Raw genomic sequence first — 24,306 nt, 5'->3', positions numbered from 1 at the left:
CCGGCGTCACACCAGCGACCCGCAATCACCACCCCGCCCTTGAGGAACGCCCTTGCTCAGCAGCCGCACCATCGCCCGCCTGGCCGTCATCGGCGGGATCGCCGCCGGCTCGGCCCTGCCCCTCGCCATGACCGCCGACGCGAGCACCAAGGTCACCCGGCACGTCACGGTCCGGATCTCCACCCAGGACCAGACGATCAAGCACGGCAAGTGCTACCTGACCGACAGCCCGAACCTGCGGATCCTGGTCAAGGCGAACGGCCGCCTGGTCCGGTCGGTGTCCATGCACGTCACCCCGGCCCGCGGCAACTGGTGTCCGAAGTCCTTCTCCTACACCGCGCCGAAGAAGGCGACGATCAAGCTCTACCAGCGCACGTCCGGCGGCGGCTGGACGTTCACCTCGCGTCTCTACCGGTGCGGCACTCACCCGCGCCAGACCCTCTTCGCCTGCTACCTCGACCGCTGACCTCCGAACGCGCCGCCATGGCGGGCGACTCCGCCCGGAACAGCCCGCCGTGGTGGCCGGTCCGGAAACCGCCGGTCGTCAGTCGGCGGAGCCGGGTTCGGTGAGTTTGCGCTGCATCTTGGCCTTCACGGGCTCGGACATGACCCGGGAGGCGGTGGTCTGGACCTTGTTGCGCAGGGAGCCTCCGACCACCTCGGCCTTGCCGGCCATGAGCGCCTCGAAGCCCTGGCGGGCCACATCCGCCGGGTCGTCCTTGTTCTCCATCGCGCCGAGCCTGGTGTCCTCCATCTCCGCTCGCTCGAAGAACTCCGTGTCGGTCGGGCCCGGCATGAGCGTCGTTACGGTCACGCCGGTGTCGCCGAGTTCCTCACGGATGGCTCCCCCGAAGGAGCGCAGGAACGCCTTCGACGCCGCGTACGTCGCCTGGAACGGGCCGGGTCCGACCGCGGCGATCGACGAGGTGAGCAGGATGCGGCCCGCTCCCCGTTCCAGCATGGCGGGCAGCACCCGCCGGGTCAGGTGGACGGCGGAGGTGACGTTGAGGTTCACCAGGCGGAGTTCGTCGGCCAGGTCGTTCTCGGCGAACGGCCCGGAGACGCCGACGCCCGCGTTGACGGCCAGGGCTTCGGGCGTACGGCCGGTGGCGCGGATCGCGTCGTACAGCTCCTCCACGCCGTCGTAGGTGGCGAGGTCCACGCGGACGGCGGTCACGGCGGCGCCGGTGCCTTCGAGCTCGCGCGCCGCCGCGTCGAGCTCGGCGTCCTCGGCGGCGATGAGCACGTCAAAGCCATTGCGGGCGAACCGGTCGGCGAGTTCGCGGCCGATGCCGCTGGACGCGCCGGTCACGACCGCCAGCGGCCGAGTCGGTTCGGTCATCATGAGATCCTTTCCGCGCTGCGGCGACGGACGTCGAAACGCAGATCGAAGGGGTTGAGCGTGCGCGGCAGCGGCCGGTCGGGCGTGAGCGGCCGCCGGGACGCCAGGCGATGGTCGTGGTCGTCGAGCAGGACGGCCAGGAAGGTGCCCGCGACCAGCTCGACGAGGTTGCGTCCCGGGCACTCGACCGGCCCGCCGCTGAACGGGACGACCGACCAGTTCTCCTTCGCCGTGCCGTCGAGCCAGATCTCCGGGACGAAGCGGTCGGCGAAGGGCAGGGTCTCCTCGTCGCGCTGGACGAACGCGGTGAGGATGGCCAGCGCGGTTCCCGCGGGCAGCGTCGTGCCGCCCCAGTCGGTCTCGGTCGTGGTGTCGCGCAGGATGGCCAGGGTCGTGGGCCACAGCCGTACGGACTCCTCGACGCAGGCGCGCAGGTAGGGCAGGTCCTGCGGCCGGGACAGGTCCCGGCCGTCGAGCTCGGCGCGGGCCCGCGCCGCCTGCTCGGGATGGCCCGCCAGCACGGCCAGGGCCCGGAAGACCGCCATGCCGGCGGCTTCGAAGGCGAACAGCCACTGGGGGACCTGGTCGGCGGGTTCCGTGCGGGGCGTCGTGGGCGTGCCGCCGACGAGCGCGGCGAGGCTGCCGGGTTCCTCCCGCCGCAGGTGCTCGCGCAGCCGGTGCTGGAAGCGCTCGCGTACGGTCCGGCGGCCGGGGTGGAAGGAGGACCAGTTGGCGTCCATGCGCAGGCGGGTCAGCAGGTCGGTGAGCTCGGAGTCGTCGCGGGCCGCGTCGCCCAGGACGATCCGGCGCACCAGCCGCCACCAGGTCCGCCGGAACGCGTCCCACGTGAGGGCCCCGTCGGCGTCGGCGGCGGCCAGCAGGTCTCCGGCCTCCTCATGGATCTTTCTCGTGATCGCGTCGGCCATGCGGTGCACGGGGCGGGCCGTGTCCAGGACCGCCTCGTTGAACCGGCGGCGGTCGGCGCGGTCCGCCCCGGTGGAGATCAGGACGCCGTGCGGCTGGAAGCGTGCCAGCGCCGCGCGCTTCTCCCGGTTCGCGGCGGCGAACGGCTCCGGGGACCCGGTGAGGATCCGGCGGACGTCGCCGGCCGAGAGGACCAGGGCGATCAAGCGTCCGGGGATCCGCAGCAGCAGGGGCCCGGGGCCGTACCGGGCGCGCATCCGCCGCAGCAACCGGGCGGCCCTGCGGTCGGCGTCGAGCGCGTCGGCCATCGCCACGATCCTCGGCCGCCGGGCGAGCACTCCGCGCGCGATGGTCGGCGCCAGCACGACGGCCCCGATCCGCAGGGTGTCGAGTACGGACGCGCGGCGTGGTGGGGCCTGCGCACGCGGCGGGCTCTGCGTCGTCGTCATGCGTCCTCCTTCACTCCTCGCCCCGACGCCATGTCCCGCTGACGCGGCGATAAACCCCAGGTGCCGCGCACAATGCGATCAACACCCGAAGATCACCCGATTTGACGAAACCGTTGCGTTCGGCCGGAGTTGCCGTTGTTACAGCGGGCAAATCGCGAATTAGGACTTGATTAGCCCCGAAAGAAAAGGTGGTGTCACATGTCCACGCGTCCCATGGCCGGCATGGAGGAACATCCCGACATAGCCGCACTCCGCGCGCGTTACGACCGTGTGGCCGAGACGACGTCCGCCCACACGCTCGACGGCCTGACCTTCCTGAGCGGCCTGTACCTGGCCATCTCACCGTGGGTCGTCGGCTTCCACGCGCGTACGACGTCGCTCACCATCAACGACCTCATCACCGGCATCGCGATCTCGCTGCTGGCGCTCGCGTTCGCGTCGGCGTACGGGCGCACGCACGGCCTCGCCTGGCTCGTGCCGCTGCTCGGCATCTGGACGATCATCGCGCCGTGGGTGGTCCGCGGGGCCCGCCCCTCGACGGGGAACATCGTCAGCAACGTGGTCACCGGCGCCCTGATCACTCTGTTCGGGCTGGGCGCGGTCGGGATCGGGATGATGACCAAGAAGCAGCGGGGAGAGATGCAGGGAGGCATGCCCGGCAGGCCGACCTCGCGTCGCGGAATGATCTGAGCGAGCCCGTCCGTCCCGTACGGGACCACGGGGGAAGAGAGGCCCGACGATGCCTGAGTCAGGCCACCCGATCAAAGGCGAGCACAAGTACGAACAGCATGTGACCTCGCCCGAGCAACACGAGGAACGCCCCGGGAAGAGCCTGGTGACCACCGACCACGAGGTGATCCGCCACTGGGCCGAGGAACGGGGCGCCCATCCGGCGACGCCGCCCGGGAGCGAGTACGAGGGCAGGCCGGGGCGCCTGCTGCTCGACTTCCCCGGCTACGGAGGACAGGACCTGGAGAGCATCTCCTGGGACGACTGGTTCGCGACGTTCGACGAGCGCGGGCTGAACTTCATCTACCAGGAGCACCGGGCGGACGGCTCACCGAGCAACTTCTTCCGGCTGGAGAACCCCGACGACGACTCCTGACCCGCCGCCGGTCAGGGCTCTTTTCGCCAGACCAGGACCGCGGAGATCGGGTGGTTACGGTAGCGCTCCCACTTCGGCTTCACGGCGAGCCAGCGATCGTCGATGACGCCCTCGCGCATCTCGACGAGACGCCAGCCGGACGCGACGCCGGCCATGACGTGGTCGCTCAGCAGGTGGACGTGCGTCGAGATGGCGATCGGCTCGCCCGACCTGCTCGTGAAGTGGGTCGGCATCCCGAACGCCATGATGAAGTGCGGGTGGAAGGCCACGATCACGCACAGCGCGCCCGGCTCCGCCAGCCGCCACGCCTCGGCGTAGAACGGCTCCAGGTCGGCCAGGTGCTCGTCGATGAGCGACGCGATGACCAGGTCGTACGTGCCGCCGTCGAGCCCGGTGGCCGTCACGTCGGCCTCGAACAGCCGGTCGTGGCCGCCCTTCGACCGCGCGACCGCGAGCATCTCCGGGGTGAGGTCCACCCCGTCGATGGCGGTCACGCCGTGCCGCCGCAGCCAGGCGGCCGTCCGGCCGGTGCCGCAGCCCAGATCCACGGCGCGCCGCACGGATCCCCAGGCGGGCTCGGTGAGCCGGTCGAGCAGCGCGAGGTCCATGACGTCCTCGACCGTCTCCTCGTACGTGCTCACCCACTGCCCGTAGCCGGTCCGTACGTCCACCATCCGGTAACCGCGGGTGTCGAAGTCGGCGAACCGCACCATGGGGCCAGTATTCATGATCATCGAGCCGGTCCGTCAATCGCCCGGGTGATGGCGGACTCCACGGCGGCGACGCGGTCGGCGAGGAGACCCAGTGCGCCCACGGCGCGGGTCATCGGGTCGTCCTCGGCGCCGCCGAGGGCCTGCGCGCGCCGGTAGGCGGCCTTGACCGCCGCCCAGCGCTCGGCCCGCTCGGCGGTGAGCGTGCCGCGCAGTTCGGCCAGCTTGAGCAGGTTCTCCTCGGCGCCGGAGGCCAGGGTCTGGGCCTCGCCGAGGTAGTGGTCATCGATGACGGCCTCCAGCTCGGCCTCGTTCATCACGGGCACGATCCGCTCGGCGAGCCGGTTCATGTTCCGGTACGAGCCCTGAAGCCGGAACGGCGGCTCGGTGCGGGAGGCGTCCGCCTGGGCGGCCGAGGCGATGTAGGCGCGGTTGGCGGCCAGCACGACCTCCCGCACCCGCAGCATCCGGCGCAGCACCGCGGTGATCTGCTCGACCTCCGGGCCGGAGTACGGGTGCGCGAGCCGGTCCGGGGACACGGTCGTGTCGCCCTGCGCGAGCCGTACGAACAGCTCGACGTCGGCCCGGTCGCGGGTGGACAGCGGCGCGAGCACGGGGTTGGAGGTGAGGGCGTTCTCCAGGTAGCTGAGCGCGAACAGGTCCTCCCGGCCGGACAGCACGTCGCCGAGGTTCCACACGTCGGCGCGGTTGGCCAGCATGTCGGGGATGCGGAACCGCTGCCCGGACTCGGTGTAGGGGTTGCCGGCCATGCAGACCGCGAACCGCTTGCCGCGCAGGTCGTACGTGCGGGTCCGGCCGTCCCAGACGCCCTCGATGCGGCGCTGCGCGTCGCACAGCGAGATGAACTTCTGCAGCAGCTCCGGCGAGGTGTGCTGGATGTCGTCGAGGTACAGCAGCACGTTGTTGCCCATCTCCAGGGCGAAGTTGATCTTCTCGACCTCCTGGCGGGAGGTCGCGTCGGGCGCGTCCGCCGGGTCGAGGGAGGTGACCGACGGACCGAGCGCCGGGCCGTTGACCTTGACGAACATCAGGCCGAGGCGGCCCGCGACGTACTCCATCAGCGTCGTCTTGCCGTAGCCCGGCGGGGAGATGAGCAGCAGCAGGCCCATCTGGTCGGTGCGCTTGGCGTCGCCGGCGGCGCCGAGCTGCTTGGCGAGGTCGTCGCCGATGAGCGGCAGGTACACCTCGTCCAGCAGCCGGTTGCGGACGAAGGAACTGAGCACCCGCGGCCGGTACTCCTCCAGCCGCAGCCGCTCGCGTTCGGCGGCGACCAGCTCGCCGCGCAGGCGCTGGTACGCGCGGTAGGCGGGCACGCGTTCGGCGCGGAACCGCCGGGTCCGGGCGACGCTCTCGTCCAGCCGCAGCTCCAGGCGGCGGCCGCTGATCCGGGGGTGCGCCCCGAGCAGCCCCTCGACGGTCGCGGTCAGCGGGGCGGCCGTGTCGTAACGGCCGAGCGGGCCGCACAGCTCGATCGCGACCGCCTCGGCGAGGTCGTCGGCCGGGCCGCCGGTGGTCGCGAGGTACGAGCCGAGCCACGCCTCGATGAGCTGGTGCCGGGCGGCCAGGTCGTCCTCCGCCAGGGCCGCCAGGTCGTCGCGGTACCCCGGTGAGCCGCCGAGCGCGGTACGGAAGCCGTCGAGCAGCGACCGCGCCCCGGCCCCGGTGACGAAGCCCGCGGGCTCGGCGGCGAGCTCCTCGAACAGGTACTCCCCGATCAGCTCTCCCGTGTCCTCGGGCGGCAGAATCCGGGTGGCCGCGCCGGGCCCGTGCAGGCCGTTGCCAGTGAGGAAGGCGAGCGCGGCGGCGGTCAGCTCGGCGCGCAGCGCCCCCGCCGCCGGGGACTCGCCGAACGCCGCGCGGGCGCGGGCCAGCGACGCGGCCCGGGTCGTCCACGACCGGCGCGACGCCACGCCCGCGCCGTGCGCCCAGAACAGCTGGGCGGCGGCGCGGGCGGCCGGCGGGTAGCGCAGCAGGCCGGCCTCGGCGCGCAGCCGCAGCAGCGCCTCCAGGATCAGCGCGGCGTCGTGGTCGTGCACGCCGCGCTCGTACCCCTCGTCGTAGCGGGCCTCGGCGGCGGTACGGACGAGGGCGGGCAGCCCGCCGTCCTCGGCCGCGCGGCGCAGGACGTCGGCGGGCGTCCCGGCGATGATCTCAGCCGCGAGGTACTCGGCGCGGTAGACCTCGGGCGTCTCGGAGACGAGCGTCTGCTCCCAGTACGGCCGGGTCGCCGCGAACGCCGGGTCGCGGACCGGCGACCGGTAGTCCGTCCCGGTGACGGCGTAGGCCATGCCGCCCTCGTGCGGGACGAGGGTCAGGTCGATCGGCTGGGTGTTGACCGCGAACCGGTGCGCGCCGAGCCGGATGCTCTCGCCGCCGTCCTCGTACAGGTCCTCGCGGTCGCGCAGCGCCCGGCCCGCCTCCTGGCGGGCGGTCTTGAGCAGGCCGTCGAGCTCCTCGGCGCGTACGGCGTCCCCGGCGGCGCGCAGCTGCCCGACGACGGAGCGGACCTTGTCCACCATCGGGTCGGCGGCGAAGTAGGCGTTGATCTCGTCGAGCGAGCCGAGCGCGGCGGCCCGGCGGCGTACGCCGGTCAGGATGCGGGTCGCGGACTCGGCCAGCCGGTCGGCGCGGCGGGCGCGTTCGTCGAGGAGCGTCTGCTTGCGCGCGGAGAACGCCTCGTAGACCTCCTCGCGCTTGGCGGTCAGCTCGGCGACGAAGTCGTCGAACTCTGCGAACCGCGACTCGAGGGTCTCCAGCTGGAGCATGACGCGGCCGAGCTGGTCGTCGCAGGCGTCGGGCGTGTCGGCCATCGCGAGCGCGCCGGTGACGGCCTGCCCGAGCAGCGCGAACTCGGCCGCGTACGCCGCGCGGCCCTCGGCGTCCAGGAGCTCGCGGCGGCGGGCGTCGAGGGTCGCCTGTGCCCGGTTGATCCCGGCCAGCACCTCCCCGACCCGTTCCAGGATCGAGGTGCGCACGGTCGCGTCGCCGATGTCGAGGGTGCCGACGACGTCGGTGACGACCTCCAGACCCTCGTACTGCCCGGCGAGCCGCTCGCGGATCGGGACGGCCTCGGCCGTGGTGGTGATCTCCTCGATCACGCCGAGCAGCCGGTCGATCTCCTCGTGGTAGGCGGTGAACGCCTCGGACTCGCGCAGGAACTCGACGGCGCGCCGCCCGGTCGAGGCCAGTTCCCCGCTCAGCCGCTCGGCCAGCTCGTCGATCTTCGCCAGGTCGGCGTACCGCATGTCGCGGAGCGTGACGAGGCGGCCCTGCGCCCGGCGCAGCCCGGTCAGCCGGGCCACCCAGCCGTCGGCGCTGTCGGGTGAGTCGCCGCGGGTGAGCCGGATCAGCGTGGTGATCTTCTCGTCGGTCTCGGCGAGCGCGGCGGCGGCCTGGGCGGTGAGCCGCTGGACGGTCTCGAACTCCTCCAGGACCTGCCCGGCCGTCGCCCGTACGTCGGCGAGCGGGACGCGCAGATCGCCGAGCTCCGGATCGGCGAGCCAGTGGTACGTGTCGAAGGCGCGCTCGCACCCGGCGATCAGCGCCTCGAACACCCCGGCCGACGGGGTCGTCTCCTCGACCATGCGGGCCACCGACAGGCAGTCGGAGATGCCCCGGACCAGGTCGGCGTTGCCGACCCGCTCCAGCGGCCCGGTCCCGGCGGGCTGCGCCGCCGCGTACACGTCCGACAGGTACGGCGTCTGCCACACCTGCATCGCGTGCACGCGCGTCGGCTCGCCGGAGTCGGCGCGGAAGACGACGAGCGTGCCGTCGTCGAACAGCGAGTAGCCGTGGCAGGAGATCGGGGTGGCGACCTCCTTGCGGATCACGTTGTACGGCAGCAGGAGGTACCGGCCGGCCTCGCGGGCATGGAAGACGTACAGGACGTCCTCACCGTTGGTCGAGCGGATCATCCGCTCGTACTCCAGCCCGTCGACGTCCGTGTCGAACGTCTTGGCCGCGCCGGTCACCAGGTAGTAGCCGCCGGGGAAGATGACGCCGTGGTCCTCCGGCAGCCGCCGGCAGGCCTGCCCGATGCCGTCGAGACGCACGACCGTCTTCGTACGGGTGTTGAAGACGAGGTGGCGCCGGGCCTCCTCCTTGTACGGGCGGATCCGCAGGAGGATCAGCGCGCCGACGCGGGCGTACTCGACCTCGGCGTCGGCCAGGCTCTGCAGCGGCTCGTCGACCGGCTCGCGGTAGATGCCCTCGCCGGTCTCGGTGTTGTTCTCGATCTTGACGGTGAGGTCGCCGCCGACCGTCTCGACGAAGACCTCGTCCTCGATCGAGATGTGCGGGTGACGGCCGAGGACGTGGTCGTCCCGGGTCGTCTCCACCCACGCGAAGTCGTACGGCGGCGGGAAGACGTGGTCCTGCTCCCCCAGGTTGTCCTCGTACACCGCGGTGCCGTCGGTGCCGACCGTCCAGCGCAGCACCCGGTTGTCGTGCTCGGCGGCCAGGCCGGTCTGGAAGACCGCCAGCAGCTTCGCGTCGACGCGCCGCAGCTGCAGCAGCCGGGTGTCGCGGTAGTAGCGGTACAGCTCGCCGAAGTCGCGCTCGAAGCGCGGCTCGCGCAGCAGCCCCTCCGGACCCTCGGTGGCCTCGAACCGGAACGCGTCGCCGTCCCGGACGAACCGGTACAGGGCGAACACGTCGCCGACGGCCGTCTCCGGCCGCAGCCCGATGAACACGTTGAAGCCGAACAGCATCAGCCCGCCGACCGCGGCGATGTCGCGCGGCACGCAGTTGTGCTCCGTACGGATCCGCTCGGTGCCGACCAGCCGCAGCTCCGTGCCGCCGAACACCTCCAGCCGCCGGGCGTTCAGCGCCTCGGCCCGCCGGACCAGCTCCTTGGCCTGCTCGCCGAGCCGGGCGCGGAGCACCTCGTAGGTGCCCGCGTCCAGGCTCGGCCCGGCAGGCGTCTCCCCGCCCTCGGTCACGTGGTTCCCAGGTTCCTACTGCTCGATTTCGATGGTCGCGCTCGCCTTCTCACTCGCTTCGCGGGCGGCTCGTACCTCACCGCCCACTCCGCTCGCTCGGCGGCTCACTGCTCGATCACGGCCATGTTGGAGATCGCGGCGTCGGCGACGCCGAGGCGCTCGGCGTGGTCGAGCAGCTCGCGGGCCTTGGCGCCCTCGGCGCCGCCGGCCTTGATCCGCTGCATGAGCAGCGCCGACAGGGTGAGGTTCTTGAGGTCGTCGGTCTTGATCGAGCCGACGAGCCGGGCGAGGTCGTCGGGCAGGCTGCGCGAGCCGTTCAGCCACGGGCCGGCGAGCCCCTGGGCCACCTCGGAGTGCTCGACGAACCCGTCGACGCTCTTGCCGACGCTGATCGCGCCGACGATCTTGTCGAAGAAGGCGCCGTCTCCGCCGACGATGTCGATGTCGGCCTTCTCCAGGCCGGCGGCGAGGACCGTCGCCTGGGCCTCGGCGACCTCGCGCTGCACGTCGAGACCGGCGAGCCGGATCTCCTTCTCGGCCTGCAGCCGCAGGCGGTACTCCTCGTGCCCGCGGGTGGCGTCGTCCATCGCGGCCATCCCGGCGGCCTTGTCGGTGAGGCCCTCCGCCTCGGCCTTGAGCTTCTCGCGGATCCCGTCCGCGTCGGCGAGGGCCTGCTCGCGGTTGGCGACGGCCGCCGCGCGGCCGGCCTTCTCGATCGCCTCGGCCTCGGCCAGGGCCTTCTCCCGGTTGACGGCGGCCTCGGCGCGGCCGACCTTCTCGATCGCCTCCGCGTCGCGCTCGCGGACCTGGACCTCGGCCAGGCCTTCCGCGGCGGCTTCGGCCTGGATGCCCTCGGCGAGCCGGATCTTGGCCTGAGCGTCGAGCTCGGAGGTCTTCTGCCGCGCCTCGGCCAGCAGCAGTTCCTCGCGGGCCTTGAACTTGGCGGCCTCCTCGGCGGCCTCGGCGGCCTTGATGCCCTTGACCAGGTTCTCCTGCGCCTCGGCCTCGGCCTGGATGATCACGGCCTGGCGGGTGCGCTCGGCCTCCTCGACGACCCGGAGCTTCTTGATGCCCTCTTCCTGCTCGGCGACGGTCTTCTCGACCGCGATCCGCTCGCGGACGACCTCGGCGATCTCCCGCTTCTCCGCCTCGACCTCCTTGTCCTTGGCGATGCGGGACAGCTCGGTCTCCCGTTCGCGGGCGATCACCTCGAGCATGCGGTCCTTCTCGATCCGCTCGTTCTCGACGGCGATGACGCGTTCCCTGTTCTTCTCCGCGACGGCGACCTCGCGGTTGCGGTTCTCCTGCTGGACGCCCAGTTGCTCGTCGGTGCGCAGGTGCGCCATCTGCGAGGTCAGCCGCTCCTCGGCCTGGACCTTGGCGATCTCGGCCTCCTCGCGGGCCCGTACGGTCTCGATCTCCCGCTTCTTCTTGACCTCCGCCTCGGCCTGGCGGCGTTCGAGCTCGAGGATGGCCTCCCGCGCGTCGACGTTCTGGCGGGTGATCTCCTTCTCCTCGTTGCGCTGGTACTCGTTCGTGCGCACGTGCTCCAGGGCGGTCAGCTCGGTGATCTTCCGGATGCCCTGGGCGTCGAGGATGTTGGTGGGGTTGAGGCTCTCCAGCGGCGTCTGCTCGAGGTGGTCGATGGCCGCGTCCTCGAGGTGGTAGCCGTTCAGGTCGGTGCCGATGAGCGCCACGATCTGGTCGCGGAACTCGTGCCGGTGCGTGTACAGGTCCACGAAGTCCAGCTGCTTGCCGACCGTCTTCAGCGCCTCGGAGAACTTCGCGTTGAAGAGCGTCTGCAGCGTCTCCTCGTGGCTGGCCCGCTGGGTGCCGATCGCCTGCGCGACCTGGATGACGTCCTCGACGGTCTTGTTGACCCGGACGAAGAAAGTGATCTTGATGTCGGCGCGGATGTTGTCACGGCAGATCAGGCCGTCCCGGCCGCTGCGCTCGATCTCGATGGTCTTCACCGAGATGTCCATCACCTCGGCCTTGTGCAGCACGGGCAGCACGATCGCCCCGGTGAACGTGACGTCCACCTTCTTGATCTTGGAGATGATGAGGACGCGGCCCTGCTCGACCTTGCGGAACAGCCGGCTGAACAGGTACCAGGTGCCCAGAGCGACGATCAAGATCGCGGCGACGAGCACGGCGATCGCGATGCCGATGGAGTCCATCAGTGGTCCTTCTCGCGGGGGAATTCAGTTGATTCGACGGTGCGGATCGAGCTCGGCGTCATACGGCATCACCCAGAAGAACTCGCCGTCGGCGTCGTAGTCGAAGATCAATGCGGTACTGCCTGCTTTGAGGATCTCCTCGCCCGGCTGGTTCCCGTGCTGGCGAACCTGAATTACGGCGGCCGAGCCATCGGCGGCGCGCACCTCCGCCTGGCCGAACGTCAGGTCGACCCGGCTGGTGCGGATGACGCACATCCGGCCCACGAAGTCGCGCCGCGAGGGCAGCACCTCTTCGGGGAGCATGTAGCGCAGCGGCCGCATCAGCAGCCTGGTGACCAGGAAGGACGCGACGAGCGCGGCGGCCAGCACGCCGATCGCCGGTCCGGTCCCGGTGTGGTGGTCGCGGCGCAGCAGCACGGTCCCGGCCACGCCGGCGAACCACGCGAGCACCGCGAACAGCGACAGCGCCACCGCCGTGACGATGGTCGCGGCCGCGTCGAGCAGCCCGATGACGACCAGCAGCCAATAGGCGAGGACGACGGCCAGGAGGGCGCCGAAAACGACGGCCGGAAAGGCGAGCGCCGCGTGGGTGAATTCGGTCACCGGCGCCTCCCCGCGGGCATGGCCCTATCGACGTTGCCGACCAGGCTTCCCGGCGCACCATAAGCGGTCGAATACCGCTTATGCGGCGAAATACGTTCGCCGCGCAAAGCACCGTACCGCATCTCCCTCCGGTGGATGCGTGGCATAGGACACACAAGCCCTCCCCGTTACCCGTCCGGGCGGTCGGTCGGCGGGTCGGTCGCAGGAATGGCCGGGTGGCTGATGGAGTATTCGCCGACGGGCCGACCTGGGGGATCGGGGGTGGCGTGTGGTGCACGCCTTGTCGGGGGCGGAGTTCGGTGTGCGCCTGGCGGTGGGGCTGGGGTGTGGAGCCCTGATCGGCGCGGAACGGCAGTGGCGGGCCCGGATGGCCGGGTTGCGCACCAACGCGCTGGTCGCCGTTGGATCCACCCTGTTCGTGCTGTACTCGGTCGCCGTCGGTGATGCCGGCAGCCCGACCCGGGTCGCTTCCTATGTCGTGTCCGGTATCGGCTTCCTCGGTGGTGGGGTGATCCTGCGGGACGGATTCAACGTCCGTGGCCTGAACACGGCGGCGACGTTGTGGTGCTCGGCCGCCGTGGGGGTGCTGGCCGCCGCCGGGTGCCCCGGGTTCGCCGCGATCGCCACCGTCACGATCCTGGCCGTGCACACTCTGGGGCGGCCGCTCGGCCGATTGATCGACCATGACGTCCCGGGCGAGGAGGAGGACCTGCGCCCCTATCAGCTGCACGTGACCTGCAGCGCCACCGCCGAGATCCACATCCGGGCATTGCTGGTCCAGCACACCACCGGCGACCAGGTCATCCTGTGCGGCCTGCACACCCGGCGCCTCGAAGCGGCACCCGGCCAGACCCCCGCGGACGAGGCCGCGACGGTGCAACTGTCGGCCGACGTACGCGCCCCCGGAGACGCGCCGGCCCGGCTCGAACAACTCATCGCCCGGCTGTCCCTGGAGCCGGGCATCCAGGGGGTGCACTGGCACACCGTCGACGATCCGGCGGCCGGGCTGGCGTAAGGGCACCGGACGAAACCACCGTCAGCGGCGTCGCCGGTTGGTGCGGATGGCCGCGATGACGGCCGCGATGATCACGGTGGCCAGGATGCCGAGGCCGATGGTGGCGGCCTGGTGACTGTAGTGCGGGAAGTGAGCGACCACGGCCCGGGCGACGGAGCGCGCGGTGACGGCCGGCGTGGCGAGCCGGACCTCGACGGCCGCCGCCGCGATCGCCGCCGTCGGGAGGGCCATGACCTCATCGTCACGCCGCCTCCGTATAGGCAGGGTTATCGCTGGGCTAACGATGTATGGGGCAGGTTGTCGCACTTGCGGGTGGCGACTTACGCTTTGGGCAAGCAGGCACCTCGTTAGGTGAGGCGTCTGTCCGGATACAGGCCGCTGACCCCACGACGTCGAGAGACGCCCAGGGTCAGGACACCTCTCCCCGGCTTAAGGGGACAGGCCAAGTGGCTTCCCTCGATGGGAGGGATACGCCGGGCAGTGCCAAAGCTCTTACGAGACGCGGAGGGGTGCGGAGCGTGGCCCGACGGGCGGCACCCTGTCATGGACGCGGCGGCGTGTGGACGCACGCTGCCTGGACCGGGCGGAGGTGAGGACATGTCCGGCAGTAGTCCGGGGCGAGATCAGCCCCTTCACGGCGTGTCCCGCATTCGTTCCGGTGCGCGGTAGCGCTTCCCGATCGGGCATGGCCGCCAGGCGGGAAGCGGCTGACGCGCGCCCTTGATGGTCCCGGAACGGGACCATGGGGGGAGTCGTTCGTCATGGTCGAACAGGAACCGGCCCTCGCCGGTCGCCGGCCCGTCGGATCCGAGGGCCGGTGATGGGGCGCCAGGGTCTCCTCGCGGCGGTGCCACGGGCGGTACGGCAGCGCTACGGGCAGCGCAACGGCCGCCTGACCCGGACGCGTTCGGTGCGCCAGGCGCTGATCCCGCTGGCCGGGCTGGTGGGCCGGCCGGTGGTCAACCAGGCCGGCCAGCAGATCGGCCGGCTGGTCGATCTGGTCGCCCGCTGGAACGGCCGCGAGACGTATCCGGCGGTGACGGGCCTGGTCGTCCAGGTCGGCCGGCGCCGCTCGTGGGTGCCGTACGAGGTCGTGGATCGAGTGGAGCCGCAGGCCGTCACGTTGCGCAGCGCACGTCTCGACCTGCGGGAGTTCGAGGAACGCCCCGGTGAGGTCGCCTTGGCGACCCACGTACTGGACCACCAGCTCGTCGACATCGAGGGCGTACGGGTGGTGCGCCCGTCCGACCTGTACCTGACACCGGTCGAGGGCCGGTTGCGGCTGGTGGGCATGGACACCGGGCTCGGCGCTCTGGCACGCCGCCTGGGCCCCGCCCGCTGGCGCAGGCGTGCCGTCCCGGAGCAGGTGATCGACTGGTCGGACGTGCAGGCGTTCGGCAGACCGGCGGGCCGGGGCGGAGCCCGGCTGGCGGCCCCCCGCGCGGAACTCCGCCGCCTGCACCCCGCCGAACTGGCCGACCTCCTGGAGGACCTGGGCCGCCCCGAGCGCCGTGAACTGCTCGACCTGGTCGGCCCCGACCACGCCGCCGACGCCCTGGAGGAGATGCGCCCCGACCAGCTGGAAGAACTGCTGACCGAGGCCGATCCCGGCCAGGCCGCCGGGTTGGTGGCCCGGATGGAGCCCGACGAGGCCGCGGACGCCCTCCGCGACCTGGACGCCGAGCGGCGCTCGCTCCTGCTCGCCCGGCTCCCCGAGCAGACCAGGTCGGCGGTGCGCGACCTGCTCGCCCGGCAGGAGGACTGCGCGGGCGGGTTGATGACCACGACGATGATCCGGGTGCGGCCCGAGCAGACCGTCGCACAGGTCCGTGACCTGCTGGCGGCCGAAGGCGTGCACATCGCCGACATCGACGCCGTCGCGGTGGTCGACGAGAACGGCCGCCTGCTGGACGACGTCATCCTCGGCGAGCTGCTGCTCGCCGATCCGGGGACCACGCTGGGAGAGCTGGTCGGCCCGCCCTGGCCGATCACCCTCCGGCCCGAGGCGGGCCCGGCCGAGGTCGCGACCCGGCTCGCCGAGTCACGCCGCCTGTCGGTGCTGGTCGTCGACGAGGAGGAACGCCCCCTCGGGCGGATCCTGGCCGATGACGTGGTCGACATGCTGCTGCCCGAACGGGGCCGCTTCCACTTCCCCCGGGTGCTGTCATGACCGCCCGGCACACCGCACCCTCCGCAAGCGGCCCCGGCCTCCACACGCCCGCCGGCCGGGCCGCCCCGACCGGGGGGAACCGGCCCCGCAGGAGCCCGCGGCGGATGCTGATCACCGCGCTGGCGTTCGCCGGGCCCGGGCTGATCGCCGCGAACGCCGGCAACGACGCCGGCGGGATCGCCACCTACGCCTCGGCCGGCGCGCAGTTCGGCTACCGCACCCTGTTCGTCATGCTGCTGGTCACGGTCGGCCTCGTGGTCGTGCAGGAGATGTGCGCCCGGCTCGGCGCCTACACCGGCGAAGGGCTGGGCTCGCTGATCCGCGAGCAGTTCTCCATCCGGGTCACCGCGTTCGCGCTCGTGGCGTTCCTGGCCGCCAACGTCGGCCTGGTCGTCTCCGAGTTCGCCGGCATCGCCGCCGCCTTGGACCTGGTCGGCGTCGGCCGGTACGTCTCAATCCCGATCGCCGCCGTGGTGATCTGGGCCCTGGTGGTCTTCGGCTCCTACCGCTACGCCGAACGACTGTTCCTGATCCTGTCGCTGGCGTTCTTGTCCTACCCGATCGCCGCCGCCCTGGCCCATCCCGAGCTCGGGAAGGCCGCGAGCCAGACGATCTGGCCGCACCTGCTCGGCACCAAGGCCTTCCTGCTGCTGACGGTCGCCCTGATCGGCACCACCATCACCCCGTACATGCAGTTCTATGTCGCCGGAGCCGTCGCCGACAAAGGGATCGGCCCCGCCGACTACCGGGCCGAACGCATCGACACCGTCGGTGGCGCGATCTTCGCCGACCTGATCAGCATGTTCATCATCATCGCGACCGCCGCCGCCATCCACACCCGCGCCCCACTGGACACCGCCGCCCAGGCCGCACACGCGCTGGCGCCGGTCGCCGGCCGCTTCGCCGAGCAGCTGTTCGCCCTCGGCCTGCTCGGCGCCTCCGCGCTGGCCGCCGCCGTCGTCCCGCTGTCGACCGCCTACGCCATCAGCGAGGCCGCCGGGGTCGAACGCAGCGTCGGCCGCCGATTCCGCGAAGCGCCCCTGTTCCTCGGCCTGTTCACCGCCCAGATCTTCATCGGCGCCGCCATCGCCCTCATCCCCGGGAACCTCATCCGCCTGCTGATCAACGCCCAGCTCCTGAACGGCATCATCACCCCGATCCTGCTCACCTACGTCCTGGTCCTCGCGGGCCGCAAGCGGCTGCTCGGAGACGCCGCCAACGGACCCGTCTACCACCTCATCGCCACGATCTGCGTCGCCGTGGTGGCGATCATGGCGGCGACCGCGCTGATCATCACCGTGCTCGGCTGGTTCGGCATCGCATGACCCGGGAGAGCGCCTCGGCCTGAAGGCGCGTGACATAGGACACAGAGGGTCTTCTCCGTCGCCGCGATTACTGGCTGGCTGTACAGTCAACATCCTTCCCCACGAGAGGAGCCGCGCATGGCCGCGCGTGACTGGGCCGTCAAGAAGGCCGCGTCGAAGATCCTTGGCCCCGATGAGAGGCTCGCCGCCAGCTGCATGGCGAACCTGCCGGGCACCCTGAAACGCGAGGGCTACTACGCCGCGCTGCAGAACGTCGTCGGCATCCGCTTCGTCGACGTCGCCGCCGACGGCGGGCTGCCCCCGAAGATGAACATCGCGGTGACCGACCGGAGACTCCTGCTGTTCGAGCAGTCGATGCTCGGCCGGGCGAAGGACCTGGTCGCGGAGGTCCCCCTGCAGCAGATCGCCGGCGCCCGGGTCACCGAGTCCGGCCGGGCGCAGATCTCGGTCAAGGTCCACAACTTCGTGATCACCTTCGCCGGCGGCACGGACCTCGCGCTCGAGTCGGCCGACAAGGGCGGCGTCACGAACCTGGTCGGCGCGATCAACGGACGGGTACGGCACTGACCGGCGCACCGGGAGGCGGCAGGCGGCGGGACAATGGTGTGTCCGTCATCGATGCCCGGGGGTCCGCTTGTCGCCACGTTCGGCCCGCGCCAACCAGGAGCTGCGCGAGCAGTCCCGTCGCCGGATCCTGGAGGCGGCCCTGACGTTGTTCGCCGAGCGCGGGTACGAAGGCGCCACGATCTCCCAGATCGCCGAGCGCGCGGGCGTCGCCCGGGGCCTTGTGTCGTACTACTTCCCGGCGAAGGAGGAGCTGCTCCACGAGCTGCTCGGCCAGGCGCTCGACGGGCTCCTCGCGGGCACCGACCCGGCCGACGGGGAGGTCACCGCGGACCAGCGGCTCGCCGGTGTGATCGACCGCACCCTGACGATGGCGCGGGAGACGCTCGGAGTGCAGCGGCTCGTGCTCTGCCTGATGCTCCAGCCCGCGAGCCGCGAGATCTTCGTCAAGGTGGAGTCGGCGAAGGCGGATGTCATCGAGCGGTTCGAGGACCGCCTCCGGCAGATCTTCGCCGACCGCGGCGCCGAGGACCCGGCCCTCGAAGAGGTGATGTTCCGCAGCGTCCTGGAGGGCGTGATCTTCAAGATGGCGGTCTATCCGGGGACCTACCCGCTGGCGGCGGTCCGCCACCGGCTCTTCACGATGTACGGGCTGCCGGCCGGCGACCCGCCGACCGAGCCGGTCGGACGCCTTCGCGCGCACTGAAGCCCCCGGACATCGGGCCGTTCGCGAGGTCGGTCCGATGTGCGCCGCGAGACCCCGATGAGTTCCGCGCGGCCGGGCGGTCAGCACAGGATGTCCCATCCGTCCCGACGAGAGGACTCCCCGACATGGCGACCTTCGTCCTGATCCCCGGCGCGGGGTGCGACTCGTGGTACTGGCAGCCGCTCATGGCCGAGTTGCGCGGGCGCGGCCACGACGCCGTGAACGTGGAGCTGCCCGCCGAGGACGACGCGGCCGGGCTCGCCGACTACGCCGACGCCGTGGTCGAGCAGATCGGCGACCGCACCGGCCTGATCGTGGTGGCGCACTCGTTCGGCGGCTTCACCGCGCCACTCGTCTGCGAGCGCGTGCCGGTCGATCTCCTGGTGATGCTCACGGCGATGGTCCCCTCCCCCGGCGAGGCCCCCGGCGACTGGTGGACCGCCACCGGGCACGCCCAGGCGATGCGCGAGGCGGCCGGACACCACGGGCCCCCGGAGGAGGACCACGGCTTCGACCCGGTCTACTACCACGACGTTCCGGCGCATCTGGTCGCCGAGATGCGCGAGCATCCGCGCGGCCAGTCGGAGACGCCGGGGAAAGAGCCATGGCCACTGCCCGCGTGGCCGCGCGTGCCGACGGAATTCCTGCTCTGCCGGGGCGACCGTCTGTTCCCCGCCGCATTCATGCGCCGGGTCGTGAAAGAGCGCCTCGGCATCGTCCCCGACGAGATCGACGGCGGCCACATGGTCATGCTCAGCCGCCCCGGCGAGCTGGCGGACCGCCTGGTCGACTACCTGCGACACGACCGGCCGGCGACCGGAAATGGTAGCGAGATGTAATTCCGGAAGCCTTTTATTAATTGCCGATTTGTGGTATGCTAGGGAAAAGCACATATATGGTTCCGTCTCGTGGATAATGACGGAAAGCCCAGCCAGACCGCACTCATGGCCGCGGCGGCACGCGCGGCCCATCTCATCGTCGACGACGAGCCGCGGATCTTCGCCGACACCCTCGCGTACACACTTCTCGGAGACGAGGCCGAGAACCTCGTCCGCTACCACCGTCTCCACGGCGACCACCCCATCCTCGCCGAGGCGAGATCGATGGCGACGGTACGGAGCCGGTACACCGAGGACCGCCTCGCCGAGGCCGAGGCCCGCGGCGTTACGCAGTACGTCATCCTGGGCGCCGGCCTCGACACGTTCGCGTACCGCTCCGGCACGGGCGGCCTTCGCGTCTTCGAGGTCGACCACCCCGGCACCCAGGAGTGGAAGCGCGAGCGGCTGGAGGAGTCGGACCTCGCCCTTCCCGGCACGGTGACGTTCGTCCCCGTCGACTTCGAGACCGCGGTCCTGTCCGAGGCGCTCGCCGAGGCGGGATTCGACCCGTCCCGGCCCGCCTTCGTCAGCTGGCTCGGCGTGACGATGTACCTGACCCGGGAGGCCATCGCCGGCACGCTGGCCGAGATCGGCCGCTTCGCCCCGGGTACGGAGATCGTGACCGACTCCATGCTCCCCGCCGGACTGCGGGACGCCGAGGGCCAGGCGTACGCCGAGGCGGTCTCCTCGGTGGCCGCCGAGCGCGGGGAGCCGTGGCTGAGCCTCTTCGCCCCCGAGGACCTGTCCGCGCTGCTGGAAGAGCACGGCTTCGGCCTCGTCGGGCACGCACGCCCGTCCGACGCGATCGACGCCGGGCTGTGGAAGCGGACCGACTCCATCCGCCCTTCGGGCCTGAGCCTCCTGACCCACGCGACCGTCCTCGTACGGGCGCGCTGATCTTTCATGGAATGAGCCCTCGTCGGCGGCGGACCGCCGACGAGGGCTCGGCCGCCCGGACTCTCCGGGCGAGGAGTCGATCCCGCGACTACGGCATGGCCGTCAGGGCGGGCACGAGCGCGGTCCCCTTCGGGACGCCCCATCCGGTCGTCAGGTCATAGCCGGTCGTCGTCGGGTAACCGGCGGTCGGGACACCCCACATCTGGTTGTCCACGATGTCGCCCGCCGACTTGGACACCGTGCCGTCGACCCCGACGTCACTGCCGTCGAAGCCCTTGGGAGCGTCGCCGTAGTGCTGGGGGACGATGTCGGTGTAGGCGGTCGAGCCGAGCCCCGAGTAGAGGATCGGGTCGAGGAACCCGATCGGCTGCTTGCCCGCCGAACCACGAGCGGCGTTCACCAGTGCCACCAGGGCCGCGGTCTGCGGGCTCGCCGCCGAGGTGCCGCCGTAGATGGTCCAGCAGCCAGTGGAGTTGCCGCAGTTGTAGTCCGGGTACGCGGAGATGTACACCTCCACGCCGCCGTTGACCGCGGCGTTCCACGAGGTGTCGGGGACGAGCCGGTGGTCGCCGTAGCCGGTGGCGACGTTCTTCTGCCAGTCCGGCCGCGCGTAGACGCTGCTGGCGCCGCCGCCGGTGCCGATCGGCCCGAACGACTCGTTCCACGCCGCCTCGGAATTCCCGCCGTCGGTCCACTTCCAGTAGTCCGGGTTGCGGGCCCCGGTGGAGGTACGCGGCGCGTTGTCGGACGGGTCCCAGGTCCAGCCGTACTGCAACTGGGTGCCGCCGACCGACACGACGTACGGGGAACTGGCCGGCCAGCCGACGGTCGGCTGCGGGTAGGTCGCGCCCTCGTGCTGCTGCTTCGCCGCGCCCGAGGTGCCGTCGTCACCGGACGACGCGAAGAAGTTGTCGTGCTTGGCCAGGCCCTTCTTGAAGACCTCGTCGAACTTGGCGGTCTGCGTGGCCGCCGCGCCCCCGAAGGTCTCCTCGGTGACCCCGAACGACATGGAGAACACCGTGCCGGCCGGTTCCGCGTCGACCTCGTCGGAGATCGCCTTGAACAGGTTCGGGAAGCCCTGCACGCCCAACGTCTCCGCCGGCGGAACCGCCACCAGGACGATGTGCGCCTCGGGAGCCACCGCGTACGCCCACTCGATGTCGAGCGTCGCCTCCCCGGACCAGCCGGCCGCGCCGGAACTGCCGGACAGACCCTGTCCGTTCGCATCTTTGTACTGCGGGTCGCCCTGGGGGAACTTCTGGGTGAAGTCCGGGTTCGGCAGGTCGGGGAAGAACGCGTCGTGGAAGCGCTGCAGGTCGGCCGCGGCGGTCGGGCTGCCGTACGCGTCGACGAGGACGATCGTCTGACCCTGCCCGCGGTTGGGCACCGTCTTCCCGCCGACGGAGATCGACGGGATACCGCTGACGCCGTACGCCGAACGGATCTGCTGCGGGGTGTAGCAGTGGTAGTACGAGACGTTTCCGCCGTCGGGCAGCGTGCACGCCGTGGAGGCCTGCTTGGTCGTGGTGACCAGGTCAGGAGTCATGGGCACGTGCACCGCCTGCGGCACCATGCCGCCGCCGGCCTGTGCCGCGACGTCGACCGCCGGTGCGAATGCGGACGCCACCAGCGCCCCCGCACCGGCAACCGCCGCGGCTACGGAACGTATGCGCACGAATTCACCTCATCAATCTTGCTTGCCGGTGGGTCGCCGGAACCTCACCGCTGCGGCAAGCAGCGGTAATTGTGCTGGTATACGCCCTAATGCGCCAGAAGTTACGAGTGCTAATGAAATTCCGATTTGGTAACGTTTTCCGTGGTGAATGGGTGACATTACGTGACTTAACGGCGTTGAACTGGGCGTTCTCCGAGCGAAACGCGGCACGGCGTCCGCCGAGCAGGCGTTCGATCGCCCCTGGGAGGATGGTCAGGTGCGTGCCCGGCCCATCTCACCGTCCCTCCTGGTCGAAGAACTCGCCGACCGGATCGCGACCCTCCCCGAAGCGTCGTGGGCGCGGGTCGCGATCGACGGTGCGCCACCTGCCCGGCCGGGAGACCTCGCGGACGCACTGGTGGACCCCCTCCGGCTGCGCGGCCGCGACGTCCTGCGCGTCTCGGCCGGCGACTTCCTCCGACCGGCCTCGCTCCGTTTTGAGTACGGCCGGGAGGACCCGGACGCCTTCTACACGGACTGGCTCGACGAGGGCGGCCTGGTCCGCGAGGTGCTCGGCCCGCTCGACCCCGGCGGCTCCGGCCGGGTGCTGCCCACCCTCTGGGACAGCGCCGTCGACCGGGCCACCCGCGCCTCGTACGTGACGCTGGCGCCGGGCGGCGTGCTCCTGCTCGACGGCGCGCTCCTCCTCGGCCGGGGCCTGCCGCTGGACCACGCGGTCCACCTGTCGATGTCCCGAGCGGCACTGGCCCGCCGCACCGGACCGGACGAGAAATGGACCCTGCCCGCGTACGAGCGGTACGAGGACGAGACCCGGCCGGCGCTGATCGCCGACGTCGTCGTCCGCGTCGACGACCCGAGACACCCGGCCCTCATAGAACAGCCCTGACCCGAGGGCCGGCGGCCATCACGCCGAGGTGAGGCCGGCGACGATGACCGTGGTCAGCCGGGTCAGATAGGCGTCGTCGACCGGTCCCCCGATCAGCAGCAGGCGCCCCAGCAGCGGCGAGATCAGCAGGTCGAGGCCGAGTTCGCGGTCGATGTCGGCGGGCAGTTCGCCGCGTTCGATCCCCCGGCTCAGCACGGTGGCGGCAGCGGCGCGGCGTGGTCCGGCCACCGTCTCGCGGAGCGCGGCACCGAGTTCGGGACTGCGCGTGGTCTCGGCCGCCATGTCCAGCGCGATCCGCTTGATCCGCGGATCAGCGACCTGCGCGACGATCACATCGAGGAAGCCGCGCACATCGCCGGCCAAAGACCCGGAATCCGGCACCTCCGGTACGTTCCGGCGCACCGCCGTATCGAGCAGGTCGAGCAGCATGGCCTGCTTGGACGGCCAGCGGCGGTACACGGCGGCCTTGCCGACACCGGCCCGCCGGGCCACCGCGTCGACGGACATGCGCGCGTATCCGGTCTCGGCCAGCTCGTCGAACAGCGCGGTGGTGATCGCACTGGTGACGGACTCCTGGAGGACGGCGGCGCCGGCCGGCTCGCGCTTGCGTGGCATGCCGCACAGTATAGACAGGACGGAACGGTTGCGTTCCATCGATCGCCGTGTCTACTCTTCGTCATGGAACGACGGAACGGCCCCGTTCCGGCGTAGGCGAAGGAGCCCGTCATGAACATTCACCCGCTGCGCATCGGCCGCACCAAGGTCCCGTTCGGCCAGTTCTACGGTGGCCTGGAGGGGTTCTCCCTCGGCGAGTTCGCCGCCGACAAGGATCACTTCATCTGGGTGCCGATCCATGCCTACCTGCTTGAGCACCCGACCGTCGGCCCGGTTCTGGTGGACACCGGGATCAGCCCGGCACAGGCCGCGCACGCCGACTACTACCGCGGTTCGATCATGGAGCACGTGATGGACGCGGACGAGTACGACCTGCCGGACGAGGAGACCATGCCGGCCCGACTCGCGCGGCTCGGCTACCGCCCGGAGGACATCCGCGCCGTGTTCATCACGCATTTCCACGAGGACCACGTCGGCGCGCTCAACCTGTTCGCGCACGCTCCGGTGTACCTGGGCGCGGCCGAGTACGCGGCGCGCGACGACAAGGTGCTCGGCCTCGTGCCGCTGGCCTACCCGCCGTCGATCGCGGCGATCACCGACTGGCGCTCGCTCGAGTTCACCGGCCCGGCCATCGGCGGCTTCACCGGTTCGGCGGACGTGTTCGGCGACGGCAGTGTCATCGCGCTGCCCACCCCGGGGCACAGCCCCGGCAGCACCAGCGTGCTGGTCGACCACCGGTTCCTCCTGACCGGCGACGCGATGTACACCATCCGGCATCTCGCGGTCGACCAGGTGCGCGCCATCCAGCTCGGCGGCGAGACCCGCTATGTCGACTCGATCCGCCGCGTCCAGTGGCTGCGCCGGGAACTCCCGGAACTGCTCATCCTGACCTCGCACGACCACACCGAATACGGCGAGCGGTTGATCGCCGGCCTGGCCACCGGCGACCTGTCCGACGCGGACCTCGCCTGGGCCAAGTCCTACGAACGGGCCACCTTCGACGAACTCGCCAACATCAACCCGGCCCGGTTGCCCCGCTTCGTCTCCGCGGCGGACGGCGGCCCGGTCGGACGCGCTGAGTGATCAACGCCGTGCAGGGGCGCCGACGCGGGATCGGAGATGATGCTCAACCCGGATGACGAGTTAATGGGGGACATATGAAATACCACGAGTAACGATCCTTCGCGCCGCACGGGTTGTCGTTGATGACCCCCCGAAACAGCACTTCATTCTGCTTATCCTGCCTGCACTGACCAGCGAGAACGTCAGGCCAACGGCACGCAGAGCATCCCAGAAGGGCA

21 protein-coding genes and 1 riboswitch are annotated in these 24,306 nt (G+C 71.1%); of the genes, 12 read left to right on the top strand and 9 right to left on the bottom strand.

All coding sequences use genetic code 11. The features are described from left to right. Window positions 1-52 precede the first annotated feature (52 nt). Complete coding sequence (locus NE234_RS12405; RefSeq protein ID WP_252779097.1) at window positions 53-466, top strand: hypothetical protein; 414 nt, start codon at window positions 53-55, stop codon at window positions 464-466. Window positions 467-544: 78 nt separating this feature from the next. Here NE234_RS12405 and NE234_RS12400 read toward each other — a convergent pair whose 3' ends face one another. Further along, window positions 545-1,342: an SDR family NAD(P)-dependent oxidoreductase gene (locus NE234_RS12400; protein ID WP_252779096.1), complete on the bottom strand. Its 798-nt coding sequence runs from the start codon at window positions 1,340-1,342 to the stop codon at window positions 545-547. Beyond that, the gene (locus NE234_RS12395; RefSeq protein ID WP_252779095.1) at window positions 1,342-2,715 is read right to left on the bottom strand and encodes a cytochrome P450; all 1,374 of its coding nucleotides are present in this window, start codon (window positions 2,713-2,715) and stop codon (window positions 1,342-1,344) included. The genes NE234_RS12400 and NE234_RS12395 overlap by 1 nt, the downstream gene beginning before the upstream one ends. A 198-nt stretch (window positions 2,716-2,913) precedes the next feature. Here NE234_RS12395 and NE234_RS12390 point away from each other — a divergent pair, with 198 nt between their 5' ends. Together NE234_RS12390 and NE234_RS12385 are read left to right on the top strand one after the other, a co-directional pair. Continuing rightward, a complete protein-coding gene (locus NE234_RS12390; protein ID WP_252779094.1) occupies window positions 2,914-3,405 on the top strand; it encodes an SPW repeat protein in 492 nt (163 codons plus the stop codon). Window positions 3,406-3,454: 49 nt separating this feature from the next. Further along, the gene (locus tag NE234_RS12385) at window positions 3,455-3,820 is read left to right on the top strand and encodes a hypothetical protein (protein ID WP_252779093.1); all 366 of its coding nucleotides are present in this window, start codon (window positions 3,455-3,457) and stop codon (window positions 3,818-3,820) included. A gap of 11 nt (window positions 3,821-3,831) precedes the next feature. On the opposite strand, the gene NE234_RS12380 is transcribed toward NE234_RS12385, so the two are convergent. The 4 genes from NE234_RS12380 to NE234_RS12365 form a co-directional block, all read right to left on the bottom strand. Continuing rightward, window positions 3,832-4,533, bottom strand: a complete 702-nt coding sequence (locus NE234_RS12380; protein WP_252779092.1) for a class I SAM-dependent DNA methyltransferase — start codon at window positions 4,531-4,533, stop codon at window positions 3,832-3,834. Between the two features lie 17 nt (window positions 4,534-4,550). After that, window positions 4,551-9,491, bottom strand: a complete 4,941-nt coding sequence (locus tag NE234_RS12375; RefSeq protein WP_252779091.1) for a DNA repair ATPase — start codon at window positions 9,489-9,491, stop codon at window positions 4,551-4,553. Window positions 9,492-9,595: 104 nt separating this feature from the next. Beyond that, the gene (locus tag NE234_RS12370) at window positions 9,596-11,671 is read right to left on the bottom strand and encodes a flotillin family protein (protein WP_252779090.1); all 2,076 of its coding nucleotides are present in this window, start codon (window positions 11,669-11,671) and stop codon (window positions 9,596-9,598) included. 24 nt (window positions 11,672-11,695) lie between these two features. Continuing rightward, the gene (locus tag NE234_RS12365; RefSeq protein WP_252779089.1) at window positions 11,696-12,274 is read right to left on the bottom strand and encodes a hypothetical protein; all 579 of its coding nucleotides are present in this window, start codon (window positions 12,272-12,274) and stop codon (window positions 11,696-11,698) included. A gap of 271 nt (window positions 12,275-12,545) precedes the next feature. On the opposite strand from NE234_RS12365, the gene NE234_RS12360 reads away from it, so the two are divergent. Beyond that, entirely contained in the window at window positions 12,546-13,289 is a 744-nt protein-coding gene (locus tag NE234_RS12360) for an MgtC/SapB family protein (RefSeq protein ID WP_252779088.1), read from the top strand. A 21-nt stretch (window positions 13,290-13,310) separates the two neighbouring features. Here NE234_RS12360 and NE234_RS12355 read toward each other — a convergent pair whose 3' ends face one another. After that, complete coding sequence (locus tag NE234_RS12355) at window positions 13,311-13,520, bottom strand: hypothetical protein (RefSeq protein WP_252779087.1); 210 nt, start codon at window positions 13,518-13,520, stop codon at window positions 13,311-13,313. 105 nt (window positions 13,521-13,625) lie between these two features. Further along, window positions 13,626-13,800: riboswitch (M-box (ykoK) riboswitch) on the top strand. Between the two features lie 309 nt (window positions 13,801-14,109). On the opposite strand from NE234_RS12355, the gene NE234_RS12350 reads away from it, so the two are divergent. The 6 genes from NE234_RS12350 (at window position 14,110) to NE234_RS12325 (ending at window position 19,829) form a co-directional block, all read left to right on the top strand. Next, window positions 14,110-15,459: a magnesium transporter MgtE N-terminal domain-containing protein gene (locus NE234_RS12350; protein WP_252779086.1), complete on the top strand. Its 1,350-nt coding sequence runs from the start codon at window positions 14,110-14,112 to the stop codon at window positions 15,457-15,459. A gap of 104 nt (window positions 15,460-15,563) precedes the next feature. Beyond that, complete coding sequence (locus NE234_RS12345) at window positions 15,564-16,784, top strand: NRAMP family divalent metal transporter (protein ID WP_252779085.1); 1,221 nt, start codon at window positions 15,564-15,566, stop codon at window positions 16,782-16,784. 117 nt (window positions 16,785-16,901) lie between these two features. Then, the gene (locus NE234_RS12340; protein WP_252779084.1) at window positions 16,902-17,351 is read left to right on the top strand and encodes a PH domain-containing protein; all 450 of its coding nucleotides are present in this window, start codon (window positions 16,902-16,904) and stop codon (window positions 17,349-17,351) included. A gap of 67 nt (window positions 17,352-17,418) precedes the next feature. After that, complete coding sequence (locus NE234_RS12335; RefSeq protein ID WP_252779083.1) at window positions 17,419-18,054, top strand: TetR/AcrR family transcriptional regulator; 636 nt, start codon at window positions 17,419-17,421, stop codon at window positions 18,052-18,054. Between the two features lie 125 nt (window positions 18,055-18,179). After that, window positions 18,180-18,893, top strand: a complete 714-nt coding sequence (locus NE234_RS12330; RefSeq protein ID WP_252779082.1) for an alpha/beta hydrolase — start codon at window positions 18,180-18,182, stop codon at window positions 18,891-18,893. Between the two features lie 69 nt (window positions 18,894-18,962). Then, a complete protein-coding gene (locus tag NE234_RS12325) occupies window positions 18,963-19,829 on the top strand; it encodes a class I SAM-dependent methyltransferase (RefSeq protein WP_252779081.1) in 867 nt (288 codons plus the stop codon). 88 nt (window positions 19,830-19,917) lie between these two features. Here NE234_RS12325 and NE234_RS12320 read toward each other — a convergent pair whose 3' ends face one another. After that, window positions 19,918-21,504 carry a S53 family peptidase gene (locus NE234_RS12320; protein WP_252779080.1) on the bottom strand — a complete coding sequence of 529 codons (1,587 nt, stop codon included), beginning with the start codon at window positions 21,502-21,504 and terminating at the stop codon, window positions 19,918-19,920. A gap of 256 nt (window positions 21,505-21,760) precedes the next feature. Between NE234_RS12320 and NE234_RS12315 the strand changes: the two genes are divergently transcribed. Then, window positions 21,761-22,390 (top strand): nucleoside/nucleotide kinase family protein, encoded by a 630-nt coding sequence (locus NE234_RS12315; RefSeq protein WP_252779079.1) that lies wholly within the window; start codon window positions 21,761-21,763, stop codon window positions 22,388-22,390. 18 nt (window positions 22,391-22,408) lie between these two features. Here the strand turns inward: NE234_RS12315 and NE234_RS12310 are convergent, their stop codons facing one another. Next, a complete protein-coding gene (locus tag NE234_RS12310) occupies window positions 22,409-23,044 on the bottom strand; it encodes a TetR/AcrR family transcriptional regulator (RefSeq protein WP_252779078.1) in 636 nt (211 codons plus the stop codon). A 72-nt stretch (window positions 23,045-23,116) separates the two neighbouring features. On the opposite strand from NE234_RS12310, the gene NE234_RS12305 reads away from it, so the two are divergent. Then, window positions 23,117-24,088 carry an N-acyl homoserine lactonase family protein gene (locus NE234_RS12305; RefSeq protein WP_252779077.1) on the top strand — a complete coding sequence of 324 codons (972 nt, stop codon included), beginning with the start codon at window positions 23,117-23,119 and terminating at the stop codon, window positions 24,086-24,088. Window positions 24,089-24,306 lie beyond the last annotated feature (218 nt).

The organism is Actinoallomurus rhizosphaericola, assembly GCF_024055675.1.
Taxonomy (GTDB): domain Bacteria; phylum Actinomycetota; class Actinomycetes; order Streptosporangiales; family Streptosporangiaceae; genus Actinoallomurus; species Actinoallomurus soli.
This window is presented reverse-complemented; position numbering and strand designations above follow the sequence as displayed.